The organism is Paenibacillus xylanivorans, assembly GCF_001280595.1.
GTDB lineage: Bacteria > Bacillota > Bacilli > Paenibacillales > Paenibacillaceae > Paenibacillus > Paenibacillus xylanivorans.
The window spans coordinates 50618-63598 of sequence record NZ_LITU01000082.1; the positions used below are offsets into that span (position 1 = coordinate 50618).

General features: G+C 49.1%; 11 protein-coding genes. 2 read left to right on the forward strand and 9 right to left on the reverse strand.

Going from position 1 to position 12981, the window contains the following annotated elements; translation table 11 throughout:
• Positions 1-29 precede the first annotated feature (29 nt).
• The 7 genes from mglC to AMS66_RS28485 all read right to left on the reverse strand — a co-directional run bounded on the left by mglC (position 30) and on the right by AMS66_RS28485 (position 9992).
• A complete protein-coding gene (gene mglC / locus AMS66_RS28455) occupies positions 30-1049 on the reverse strand; it encodes a galactose/methyl galactoside ABC transporter permease MglC (protein ID WP_053783984.1) in 1020 nt (339 codons plus the stop codon).
• 14 nt (positions 1050-1063) lie between these two features.
• Positions 1064-2569: a sugar ABC transporter ATP-binding protein gene (locus AMS66_RS28460; protein WP_053783985.1), complete on the reverse strand. Its 1506-nt coding sequence runs from the start codon at positions 2567-2569 to the stop codon at positions 1064-1066.
• A gap of 74 nt (positions 2570-2643) precedes the next feature.
• A complete protein-coding gene (locus AMS66_RS28465; RefSeq protein WP_053783986.1) occupies positions 2644-3705 on the reverse strand; it encodes a galactose ABC transporter substrate-binding protein in 1062 nt (353 codons plus the stop codon).
• A 127-nt stretch (positions 3706-3832) separates the two neighbouring features.
• Positions 3833-5050, reverse strand: coding sequence for a substrate-binding domain-containing protein (locus tag AMS66_RS28470; protein WP_053783987.1), 1218 nt, complete (start codon positions 5048-5050; stop codon positions 3833-3835).
• Positions 5040-6857: a cache domain-containing sensor histidine kinase gene (locus AMS66_RS28475; protein WP_082350933.1), complete on the reverse strand. Its 1818-nt coding sequence runs from the start codon at positions 6855-6857 to the stop codon at positions 5040-5042. Before AMS66_RS28475 ends, AMS66_RS28470 begins: the two co-directional genes overlap by 11 nt.
• Positions 6854-8620 carry a response regulator transcription factor gene (locus AMS66_RS28480; RefSeq protein ID WP_053783988.1) on the reverse strand — a complete coding sequence of 589 codons (1767 nt, stop codon included), beginning with the start codon at positions 8618-8620 and terminating at the stop codon, positions 6854-6856. The genes AMS66_RS28475 and AMS66_RS28480 overlap by 4 nt, the downstream gene beginning before the upstream one ends.
• A gap of 445 nt (positions 8621-9065) precedes the next feature.
• Positions 9066-9992, reverse strand: coding sequence for a tyrosine-type recombinase/integrase (locus AMS66_RS28485; protein WP_053783989.1), 927 nt, complete (start codon positions 9990-9992; stop codon positions 9066-9068).
• A gap of 172 nt (positions 9993-10164) precedes the next feature.
• Between AMS66_RS28485 and AMS66_RS28490 the strand changes: the two genes are divergently transcribed.
• Both AMS66_RS28490 and AMS66_RS28495 read left to right on the forward strand, forming a co-directional pair.
• A complete protein-coding gene (locus tag AMS66_RS28490; protein WP_024628826.1) occupies positions 10165-10365 on the forward strand; it encodes a cold-shock protein in 201 nt (66 codons plus the stop codon).
• A 74-nt stretch (positions 10366-10439) separates the two neighbouring features.
• Positions 10440-10712: an HU family DNA-binding protein gene (locus AMS66_RS28495; protein WP_053783990.1), complete on the forward strand. Its 273-nt coding sequence runs from the start codon at positions 10440-10442 to the stop codon at positions 10710-10712.
• 271 nt (positions 10713-10983) lie between these two features.
• Here AMS66_RS28495 and AMS66_RS28500 read toward each other — a convergent pair whose 3' ends face one another.
• Entirely contained in the window at positions 10984-11784 is an 801-nt protein-coding gene (locus AMS66_RS28500) for an ABC transporter ATP-binding protein (RefSeq protein WP_053783991.1), read from the reverse strand.
• 60 nt (positions 11785-11844) lie between these two features.
• On the reverse strand, positions 11845-12981 hold the full coding sequence (locus tag AMS66_RS28505) for an ABC transporter ATP-binding protein (RefSeq protein ID WP_082350934.1): 1137 nt from the start codon (positions 12979-12981) through the stop codon (positions 11845-11847).

The window sequence follows — 12981 nt, forward strand, 5'->3', positions numbered from 1 at the left end:
AGCTGGCCTTATGCTTTATTACAGCATTTCTATTTTTTCGCCATATACTTACGGATATCAAATGCCACCGCAGCCACAATAATTAATCCTTTAATAATCAGCTGCCAGTAAGGACTTACCCCAATAAAGGTCAGACCATAGTTGATGACTCCAAAGATCAGTACCCCCGCCATAACACCGGGCACCGTACCAATACCACCCGCAGTGGAGACTCCTCCCACAACGCAAGCGGCAATGGCATCCAGCTCATACATGTTGCCGTAATTGTTCGTTGCCCCGCCCGTACGCGCGGATTCCAGCACACCGCCCAGTCCATATAATGCACCTGCAATGGCATACAACGCAATCAGGTTGCGTGCCACGTGAATGCCGGACACATGCGCAGCCTGAATGTTGCCACCAATGGCATACATGTTCTTCCCGAGGCGAGTCTTGTTGAAGACGACCCAGCAGATCAGCGCAACCCCTATAGCAATCAATACGATATACGGAATGGAATAACCACCACCAAGATCAATGTAACCAGATCCAATAACGGTAAAATCAGGTCTCAGTCCACCAATTGGTTGTGACTGATTGGGCTCCGTATCAAAATAAATCGAGTTCAGACCGTATACCGCAACCATTGTACCCAGTGTCGCGATGAAGGGTGGAACATGTAATTTGGCTACAATGATTCCGTTAACTAGACCCACTGCCAGGCCCGCGATGATTCCGATAGCGATCGGCAATCCCACCCAATATTGTGGCAGATCCGGAAAGAAACGATTGGCATATTCGTCAATTTGCAGCATCGATGCAGATACGACAGCCGTCAGACCAACGACCCTTCCTGCCGACAAATCGACCCCACCCGTTACCAGGATAAACGCAGCACCCAGCGCGATGATGGCCCGTGTGGAGGACTGTTGTAATATATCCCGAAGTGTAGAGAAAGCAAGAAAGTGTGGGTCGGCAATGGCAATACCAATGACGAGCAGGATCAGCACAATAAAGATCGCGCGCTGCGCCACATACTGCTTCACCTGATTGATAACCTGTGTATTCATGTGTTCCCTCCTGACTAAGCCATCCGCTGCTGTGCGGCCAGCCTCATGATATCCTGCTCTGTTGCCTCGGCTCCGTCCACGATTCCGGTGAGCCGTCCTTCGCTCATGACCATAATTCGATCCGACATGCCCAGCAGTTCGGGCATCTCCGAGCTGATCATAATAATGCTTTTGCCCTGGCGGGCCAGTTCCGTAATAATCGTGTAGATTTCAAATTTGGCGCCCACATCAATCCCTCGTGTCGGCTCATCGAGCAGTAGAATTTCCGGGTCAGTCAACAACCATCTAGCCAGAAGCACCTTCTGTTGATTACCGCCGGAAAGGTTTCGAATTAGCGTGTTAACCGAAGGCGTTTTAGTTCTAAACTTCTGAGTCTGCTCAAGTGCCTCATCTCGGCCTTTCTTCTCGTCCAGCAGACCCATCCGATTCCGGTAACGTCCGAGACTCGCAATAATGGTGTTTTCATACACAGACAACACTGGAAAAATTCCCGTGACTCTTCGCTCCTCGGTCAGCAACGCTATGTTATGGCGCTTCGCTGCGGCGGGCGACTTGATCTTCACCTTGCGTCCATGAATCGATATCGTCCCTGAAGCAAGTCCGCGTAAGCCAAACAACGACTCAATCAATTCCGTTCGCTGTGCCCCAACAAGGCCACCGATTCCAAGTACTTCACCTTTCCTCAGTTCAAACGTCACGTCCCGGAAAGAATTCGGCTGGCTGGAGGTTAAGCCTTCTGCCTTCAAAATCACTTCCCCAGGTACGTTCGTCCGTTCTGGGAACCGTTCATCCAGATCACGGCCAACCATGCGGGTAATGATCAGATCGGTCGTTAAATCGTTAGCATCCCAAGTACCCACCACAAAGCCATCCCGCATAATCGTGACCTCATCCGAGATCGTCAGAATTTCCTCCATCTTGTGCGAAATGTAGATAATAGACACGCCGCGACTGCGCAGCTGATTAATAATGGCGAAGAGCTGGTCCACTTCCTTGCCCGTGAGCGATGATGTTGGCTCATCCATCACGATGACTTTGGATTGAAAAGAGACCGCTTTGGCGATTTCCATCGACTGTATTTTGGAAACGGATAGAGTTCCGGCCAGAGCCTTGGGATCAATGTCCAGATTGAGATCCTGGAACAGGGCCAATGTATCAGCATACATTTGTTTCTCATCCACCAGCAGTCCCCACTTGGGAAACCGTCCGAGCCAAATGTTCTCCATCACCGGACGATGAGGTACCGGATTAAGCTCCTGATGAATCATCGATATGCCATGCTGAAGCGCCGCTTTCGAGCTCGGAATCTCCACCTCATTGCCGTCCATCCGAATCGTTCCTTCATCCGGGCGATACATACCGAACAGACATTTCATTAGCGTGGATTTGCCCGCTCCGTTCTCTCCCATCAGCGCATGAACCGTGCCCGGCTTTACCTTCAATGTGACCTGACTCAGTGCCTTCACACCCGGAAATGCTTTGGATATTCCGTCCATCTCCAGCAGGTAAGGTGATTCCATCTTTCATCCTCCCCTTCCGTAAACCCGGCAAAAAAAGGACGCCATCTCATGACGGACGTCCCTGTTTGCTGCTGTTATTGGGCGTCGGCAATGTTGTCTTTCGTAATTTTTTTGTATGCAATCCAGACGTATTTGCCATCCGTAATGTCATAACCCGTGTTTTCCTTCGTAGGTGTCTCACCCTTCGCGAGTACGGAAGCGAGTGCAACCGTCGCTGCGCCCTGGTTCTTGGCATCATTCAACACCGTGCCCAGCATCGTTCCGTCCTGAAGAGCCTGAATGGCTGGAGCGGTCGCATCTACACCGACAACCGGCATCGTTTTGCCGTCCTTGAAGTATCCGGCTGCTTTCAACGCCTCAATGGCTCCAAGTGCCATGTCATCGTTGTTAGCCAGTACCGCTTCAATCTTGTCTCCGTGGGAGGCAAGGAACGCCTGCATTTTTTCCTGGCCTTTGACCCGATCCCACATCGCCGTATCTTCCGCCAGCGCCTCCACTTCGATACCGGCATCCTGAATGGCCTGAACGGAATATTTGGTCCGCAGCTCAGCATCCTGGTGGCCCGGTTCGCCTTTCAGCATGACGTATTGCAGCTTGCCGTCCCCGTTTTTATCTGCCTCTGGGTGAGCCTTCCAGTAATCCACAATAAGCTGACCCGAGATCGTGCCGGACTCTTCCGCCTTGGCTCCAACGTAATACACTTTATCCCACTTGTTCATGTCTTCGGCAACCGGCTCACGGTTCAGGAAGACCACCGGAATGCTTGCCGCTTTGGCTTTGTCAATAATGACGCCTGCTGCGGTCCGGTCCACCGGATTCACGGCCATTGCGTTGTACTTCTTGGATACAAACAGATCGACTTTCTCATTCTGGGTTGGCTGTGCGTTCTGGCTATCCACGATATCGAGTGTGGCTTTGCCTTCCGCTGCTGCGGTCATCGCATTCCGTACCCCCGTCATGAACGTATCATCGAATTTATAGATCGCCACACCAATCTTCGGCGTTTCCGTTCCTCCTGCTGCCTGACCTCCCGCGTCTGTTCCGGTACTTCCACCTGCGCTGTCTCCGCCACCGCTGCAACCCGCCGCTGCAACCATAAATGCTGTAAGTAACAGTGTCATCCAAGCTTTCTTCATATCCTAATGACCTCCCCCAAGTTCATTCGGCTTTACCGATATCTTTATTATGAAAGGGTTTACAAATAATTCGAATACAATATCTTCCTCTGTTTTATCGAAATCTTCCTCAAATATCTTCCTGTCTTCATTGTACAAAAGGAAACAGCAGCTTCTGGTTATCCATCCAGAACATATTGTCCGTACTGACCAGCTTCGTTTCCAGCGTTACTCTGGCTTGCACCTGTTGATTGTTCAACCGTGCAACGGCCTGATTCACGCCAAGATATCCTGCGCTGAATCCGTTTTGTACAATTAAGTGCTGAATTTTACCTTCCTGTAACTGCTCTAACTGCTGCTGTTCACTGCCAAATCCCACAATCTTCACCTTATTCCCATTCTTCTCGGAAGTTCGCCGGTTCAATTCATCCGCTGCACCCAGAGAGGCTGGTTCCTGAAGGGCAATCAATCCGTCCACCTGATGCTGATCAAGCAGTTGCTTCGTCGCCTGCCAGCAACCATCCCGGGTGCTGCACACGGATTGTGTCTCCACATGAATGTCCGGATACTGGGCTAGTGATTCTTCTACCCCTTGCTCTCGGTTAATCAGACCCGGATTTACAGGATCAGGACCGAGCAAGGCAACGCGCCCTCGTCCTCCCAGCAGTACAGCCATGGCCTGGCCCGCCTGCCGTCCAGCCTCAACGTTATCCATCGAGATGACACTCGTTATGCCTTTGACAGGAAACTCATCATTCAACAAAATTACGGGGATAACCACCCCGTTGACACCCATAGTCTGTGCCTTCTCGATGATGTCGATGAGTGCCTTCTGACTTAAGGGGTCGATCAACAGGGCAGAGGCCCCCTGTTCCAGTGCCAGCGATACTGCATCGACCTGGGCTCGTTCACGCTCGCTCAGTGGATAAATCCCATTTTGCAAATGCTCTTGCTTGACCTTTATCTGTTCTGCTGTGAAGTCGGGGTTAGATGGCGCGTAAGTTAATCCCTCGGAGGGAAAAGCCTCCACCGTGATTAGCTCTGCCCCCGCTTCTTTGGCAGCCGCTTCAGCCCCAAGACGTATCGCTTCAGCGAGTTCTCCGGTTCCCGCTGGTGTAATCAGTGCAATACGCGGCGGCGACCCAGCCGGATCAGCGTTCGACATACCACACGCTACACATAACAACAGGCAGCAGATGGCTGCTGTCATGGCCATATAACGAAGTATAAGGACTCTCACTCGAATAACTTCCACACGGATGCAGATTTTTATTTTCATAACCAAATACCCGATCCAGTCAGTTCTATTGATCTTATTCGCCTTGTTGATTCGCTTGGCGCACATGCTGTTCCCTTTATTGTTCATCGTGAGCATCGTCCTCCTCCCGTTCCCATTGGATCGGAATCCGAATCCAGACCGTTGTGCCTTCTTCCAGCTCACTATCGAATTCAAGACCGTAAGCTTCGCCATAATAGAGCTGAATCCGATCATGCACATTGCGTACAGCTACACCTGATCCTGCACCACTTTTCACGATAGGACTGCCCACCAGGAGTTTCGACATCTGTTCTTCCGTCATGCCGACACCATTATCCGTAATGCGGAACACTAGCTTTTCTTCCTCCCGATACACACGAATCTCTATGCATCCCTCGTCCATGTGATACTCAATGCCATGCACGATGGCATTTTCAATGAGTGGTTGAAGCACCAGCTTAAGTGTCAGGCAGTCCAGTGTGTCCTCATCCGCATTCATGCTGAAATTGAATTTGCGCTTGAATCGCATCTGTTGAATCGTCAGGTAATGGTGGGCGTGCTCCAGCTCTTCCCTGACCGTAATAATCGTTTTGCCTTGACTGAGACTGATGCGAAACAATCGGGATAACGAAGTGATCATCGTAATGACTTCCTCATTCCGGCTCATGCCCACCATACGCACGACCGAATTCAACGTGTTGTATAGGAAATGCGGATTGATCTGAGCCTGCAAAGCTTCGAGTTCGAGACGCCGTTTCTGCTCCTGTTCATGGATAATTTCACTCATCAGGGTACGGATTTTATAGACCATCAGATTAAACCGACGGGATAAACGTTCCACTTCAAGCGGGCCTTCTATAGGTAGCTCCACGTTGAAATCCCCTCGCTCCACGGCCTTCATCTTTCGTTCCATGCGTCGAATCGGACGTGTCAGACTGGAAGAGAGGAACAGCGAGACGAGAATGACCAATACCAGCACAACCAGCAGCACCCGAATCAGATATCCATTAACCTCCTGGCGGGTAGTCATAATCTCATCCAGATAGGCAACACCAACGATCTTCCACCCGATATTAGCGACGGACTTGACGGTATTCAGCCTCTTCTGTCCGTCCGCCTCATCTTCATAACTGCCCGTTGCAACCAACGCCTGTTCAATATTTTCACTTTTGAGCCCCATGTACATCAATTGCTGCTGTGGGTGGTATACGATATTACCTGCACTCTCGTCGATGATATAGACGTATCCACGTTTCCCCAGACTGACCCGGCGGCTCAGTTCGTCCATTTGTTTGAAGTTGATATCCACCAGCAAAATGACCTTCCGATCCTGACCATTTTGCCGTATAGTAATGCCTTTGCTCATGGAAACGACCCATTTGTATGGGCCTGTGTACATGTTCTGAATATGAGGCAGCGAGAAACTAAGGTGATCCGGCACTCGGAGCGCAGATTGAAACCACCCTTGCTGTGTCACATGGGCACTCGGTTTTAATTCGGCTGAAGGTCTGTTCTTGAGCAAATGCCCTGTCGAATCCAGCAAAGTAATAGAGATGATATCTTCACGGCTGCTGAGCAGTGTGTCGAGCTGTTTATCTACCTGATCCCCTTCCCACGTGCCATCCCGCAGCATATGTTCTTCGATGGCTCGATACAGATGTGACATGCTGCGGACATAATCCTCCAGATTGTAACTGACCTGATCCACGATCTGTCTCGTCGTCAGCTCCGCACTTCGCTCCGCAGCCTGTGTGAATTTGTCATGCAGCAGCAGCGCCATGATGGTTAGCACCAATACGATGAAAACGGAGAAAGACCACGTAATAATAAAGCGGATACTGCTGACTCTCGATGACCTCAACCTGGACCGTAGCCTAAGCCAAAGGGATCTCACCCAGCCGGCAAACGGTCTCATCGGATTAACCCTTCACTAGCTGTTAGTGCTGCCTGTTTGCGATATTCTTTAGGAGAGACGCCGATATGCTTTTTAAAACAAAAACTGAAATAATTCGGTTCGGCGAAGCCTACCTGACCTGCAATCTCAAACGACTTCAGCTCCGTGGAGCGAAGCAGTTCCTTGGCCGCTTCCATCCGAATCTGCATCAGATATTGCAGGAAGGTAAGCTGCACTTCTTTTTTGAAAATGCCACAAAAGTAACCCGAGCTGATATGCAGATGACCGCATACTTTCTGAATGGACAGATCCGGGTCCGCATAGTGTTCTTTGGTAAACGATAACGCCTGCTCCACAATATCCTTGTACACATGCTGCCGTCCGCTGGCGATGCGATGTTGTACAAGCAGACAAACCTCTCGCACCTTGCCCTGTGCCTCAGATAACCCTGGCAAACGGAACAAATCGGCGTACAACTGAAACCCCGCCCCAAAGATGTCCTCCATCGCCTCACCTGATGCCTGAGCTGCCTTCCAGACGGTCGTTAAAACTTCAATCAGATAGAGCTGAATGTCACTTCGCCCATGCTCTACCGTAATTTCCCGGAAAATGATCTGCAGCGCTTCTTCCAGTTCCGTCTGCGTGCCCGCCTTCAGACAACGTGTCAGCGTCTGCTGCTTCAACTCGTCAAAACGAAGCTTGCCCGCCGTCTGCCGCTCGACATCGGCAATATAGATGAGCGGATCAGTCCCCGGTACAAGCCGATAATCCAGCGCCAACATTGCATCCTCATAAGCATGCTTTACACCCGCCAGTGTATTTACAATCTGTCCTGATCCTACGGTAGCCGGAATGCGCAAATAGTGGTTTATGCTGCGCATGACATTTTCGAGTGCCTGCTGCTGGCGTTTCTCCCCCTCTGCTCCACCCCAGCGGTCCACGTAAAGTAGTACAATCGTCTCCTGATGCATAAAAGCATGTCCGGCCCCGTGTTCCGTCCACACTTCTGCTGCAATGTTCAGCGCAGCAAATTGCTTCAACTCAGCATCCTCCGATTGACGCAAGGACTGTCCTGTTCCTTGTCCAAGTTCAAGTGTATTTTCACGTTCAGCACCAGCCCGCTCGCTATCCACTCCTTGCTGTACATTTTCTGCATTCCGTCCCTGTGAAGTTTCCGCTTGCTCACGCCGCAACGTTCTCTTCCCTTCTCCATCCATATGGAGGGTCAGTACAGAAACACCATACCGTTCACCGAGTAGATCCAGTCCGCATTGCTTCGCTTTGTCATGAATATATTCCGGCGATTTCTGCCGATGCAGCAATGTTGCCATCAGATCGGCCTGTATCAGGGGTAGGCTTGTATAATAATGGTCGCGCAGCTGCTGTACATCCTCTCGCTCTGCTACTTCAGCCGCCATCTGCGCACGCAATCTGGTAAGCAGTTCTGTCAGATGTCCTGCCGAGAAAGGCTTCAGTAAATATTCATCCACACTCAGCGAGACCGCTTGCCGGGCATAGTCGAATTCATCGTATCCGGTCAAAATCACCACTTTCACTAGCGGATTGCGCTCCCGTAACCTTTTTGCAAGTTCAAGTCCATCCATAAATGGCATGCTGATGTCCGTCACCACAATATCCGGTTCCACCCGTTCAGCCATCTCCAGTGCTTCCCGGCCATTCTCCGCCAGACCAACAATGCTAAAATCCAGCGCTTCCCAATCTACTTCTACGACCAACCCTTCGCGTACATCCTCTTCATCATCCACCAGCAATACCCGGTACACGTTCGGACTCCTCCTTTATTTAACGGGCCATATGCCCAAGCAATAATATATATGTCGATATGATCCAAGGTTGCCATCATAATATACAATATAAATTTAATTATGTAATCGCTTACTTTTAAGGCGATAAGATTGATATAATGAGCGCTCTCAAACGAAATATATGGTAAATTATTGAAAGGAGTTAATTATAAAATAGGAAAGGAGTTTTTTAAAACATGATCATACAAAGGCGGTACAGTTCTGGGAAAAGCATGATGGAACCTATGCCATGATTGTGATGGATACCCGAATCAATGAAAATGGCAAAGACAAGTGGTATGTAAGTCGTTCGAAGAAATAAATAAGCCCTAATCCACTTAAGCGGGCTAGGGCGTTACTCATCCTATATCAGATAAACAAAGAAAGAACTTCTCAGGTACCGTTCTAACAACTGCGATGTGCTTTAATATAGTTCCGTTTCTCCATCCTCTTCTACTGACGAAGATAGATTGGTATTTAACCCCTTCACATAAATCATCGTGGTATCCGGATTGGTATGCCCCATCATTTCTGCCAAGCGATGCAGTGGTGTATGCTCGGCCATGGCGTATCCGAACCGATGACGCAGATCATGGGAACTGAGTCCTTCCAGTCCGGCTGTGGTCATCGCCTTTTTGATCAGATGGCGCAACGCCCTCTCCGTTAAGCGATCACTGGTTTTCTCGGAAGGAAACAGGTAAGGACTATCCGCAGCCAGACCAGCCATATACATCTTCAACAAGACAATACACGTCATGTTCAGCGGGATTTTCCGTTGACCGTTTCGTTTATCGGCTCTCACCGTGAGTTGCCCGCTTCGTTTTCCCAATTCAATATCACCGGGAGCAAGATTGCATACCTCCATCGTTCGCAAACCCGTATGAAACATGAGGGTAAGGATGGTCTGGTCCCGAAGCGAATTGCCGTTCTCGGCCGCAGATATGAACGATTGTTCTTCCTCGGTTGTCATTCGGCGTGGGCTAACCTTGTCTTCCGGAATGAATTTCAGAGGTTTGGAAGGATCATTGATGATCCTGGATTCCGAGGCAGCCCACTTGAAAAAACGCTTCAATGTAATCAGTCTGCGATTAATGGTAGATGGTTTCAATTGCATTACCTTTTGTGAATCTTCCCGGTAACGGACTAAAGTCGATGTATGCACGTCCTCGATTTGGAATGAGATCCCTTCACCCCGAGAATCATTTCCTTTATACCATTCGGTAAAATGCTTCAAATCACTCGCATATTCCTTCAAGGTTTTGGGAGTCAACTCTCCCTGAATCGTAAGTATATGTATGAATTCCTGAACAACCATTTCCCCTTGTACCGAAGTACCAGATACCTTATCCATTAGAAAATACCTCCAAATCTTGACTTATATTAGCGGACATGGTATTATCATATTAATCGATACATTAGCGGACATCAAGTCTGTGGGTTTGAATATACCTGATTAGCGTTGATTTTCTAAATTAACCTTTTCAAAATGGTCGTTAAAAAACTTATTTTTTTGGAGGAATCACATGCAAACAGGTACAGTGAAATGGTTTAACGCGGATAAAGGATTTGGCTTTATCGAAACTGAAGAAGGAACAGACGTATTCGTTCATTTCAGTGCAATTCAAGGCGACGGCTACAAATCTTTGGATGAAGGACAACGCGTCCAATTCGAAGTAACTCAAGGTAACCGTGGACCACAAGCTGAGAACGTTACTAAAGTTTAATTATATTAAGGCTGCCTTGTACAAGGCAGCTTTTTGTTTTATTTCATCCAAAAACGAAAAGTGAGGTATGACAAATGGACAAAGAACAATTGATCACAGAAGTAGCCAAAAACGGCGGATTCTCCAAAAAGAACGCTGAAAAAGCCGTTACCGTTGTACTAGATTCAATTTTGGAAGCCCTGAAAGAAGGCAAAGAGGTTCAACTGGTCGGATTCGGAAAATTCGAAGTACGTAATCGTGAAGCGCGTATGGGCAAAAGCCGGAGAACGGGCAAGGAGATTCAACTTCCAGCAGGTAAGGTTCCCGTATTTACAGCAGGATTAACGATGAAAGAAGCTTTAAACTAAACAGCAACAACAGGATTGGAAAAGAGGTTTTTATTCAAACACACAATGAACATTTTGATGTAAATGTCGTGTTTTCTACGGTTGATGATATCATTAACTTTTATTCCGGCAAGCAGACAGACCAGAATAACGCGGAAGATCACACCCATTCAACACCCCCATTAGAAGAGTCTGCACAGACGCCACAACCACCCACTCGCTAAAACGAACCTTTCATCTTGGACAATAAGAAGCCCTGTTCCGCTCAACACGGTCCAGGGCTTGATTTGTGTCAATCGAGCACCCAGGGAGAATGGATTTTGGGTACGTCGTTGATTAATTGCTTGGTATAGGGATGCTCTGCATGGTGAATGACCTCCTCTGCTCTCCCTGCCTCCACTATTCGTCCATGCTCCATAATGCAGATCGTGTCGCTCACATAATAAGCCAGCCCCACGTCGTGCGTAATAAACACAATGGTCATGCGGTTCTCGTCACGCAGCTTGAGCAGCATATCCAGAATGGTTGAACGCGAGCAGGCATCCACCATGGAAGTCGGTTCATCCGCGATTAGCACCTTGGGATGCAGCATGAAAATGCGGGCAATCATAAGTCGTTGCATCTGTCCACCAGACAGCTCAAACGGATATTTGTTGTATAATTCCTCGAACTTCAGGTTAACAAAAGAACAGGCTTCCTTCATTTTGGCATATTCCTCGTCTTTGTTCAGCTTTAGTCCCTGAAGTTTGATACAGTCCACCAGCAGCTTTTCCACCCGGTGAAATACGTTGAAAGAAGAGAAAGGGTCCTGGAAAATGGCCTGAATATCCTTCCAATAGGCTTTACGCTCACGGTAACGCTTCATCTGTCTGGGCTTGCCATCGTATTCGATTGCTCCACCCGATTCCTTGAGCAATCCCATAATCATTTTCGCAAGCGTGGTCTTGCCACTGCCGCTCTCCCCCACAATGGAGATAATCTCCCCTTCATGAAAATCAAAGCTTACATCGTCCACCGCTGCCTTTTTGCGATTGCCTGTACCGTACACCTTGGTCAGATGGCGGCCACTGATCAGCACCTTGCCCATCGCCATACTACCTCACTCCTTTCAGGGAGCCTTGATCAGAGCCCATTACGCCCAGTAGGAATTATTTCATTGGTCTGCAATATCGTCTGTGGCAGTTCGAACATCCCGGACTTCTTCTGTGTTTGAAGCGTTCTCCTCTTGGTTCTGTTCCCTCTCCTGGGACTCTTCGTTCACACGCTCCTGCTCTAAGTGGCCGTCCTGCTCCTGTACCCTGATCTGCTCCAGCATCTCCGGTGTCAGGAGACAGCGATATATACGCCCATCGATATGAATGTTCTCAATTTTTCCCTGACGGCACTCGTCGGTCACCAGTGTACAGCGCTCTGCGAAGCGGCAGCCCTCCGGCACATTTTTCAGATTCGGTGGAGCACCGGGAATTGCAGCCAGCTTGTGCTCCTTCATGCCCTCTTCCGGCACAATGATGGAGCCCATCAGCTTGCGGGTGTAAGGATGCAGCGGATTAAAAATCATCTGCTCTGCCGTCCCTCGTTCGACGATCTCCCCGGCATACATGACCATAATTTCATCCGTCACATGGTACAGCAACGGCAGCTCATGTGTGATGAATACCAGTGACTTGATGACCTTTCGGTTCAGCAAATCCTTCAACAGACGGATGACCGCCTTCTGAGAAGTGACGTCCAGTGCGGAAGTAGGTTCATCTGCAATTAGCACATTCGGATTCAGAATCGTTGAGATAGCGATGACCGTTCGCTGCTTCATACCGCCGGACAATTCATTTGGATACATATCCAGCACATCCGGCGACAGATTCAATGATTGGAAGCGCTCCGTAGCCATCTTCCGCACATCCGGCCGTTTCATCTCAGGACGATGCTCCTTCATAATATCTTCAATAAACCTGATAATACGCAGCGTTGGATTCAGTGCATTCATGGCGGCCTGCGGAATATAAGCAATTTCCTTGCCCAGAATACGAGAACGAAGCTGCTCTTTGTTCAGCTGCATAATATCGGTACCATTGATCCGGATCGAACCACTGCCATAATGAAGCGGCGGGAAATAAAAGCCCATCAGACTGAGCGCCAGCGTCGATTTGCCACAGCCCGATTCACCTGCAATACCAAGAGTCTGCCCCTCTTTCAGTCCGAACTCCACCCCGTCAACGGCAAAGACATTCTCCTTGAGCCGGGTACGGTAATAGGTTTTGAGACCGCTGACCTGAAGTATAGGTTGGTTCAT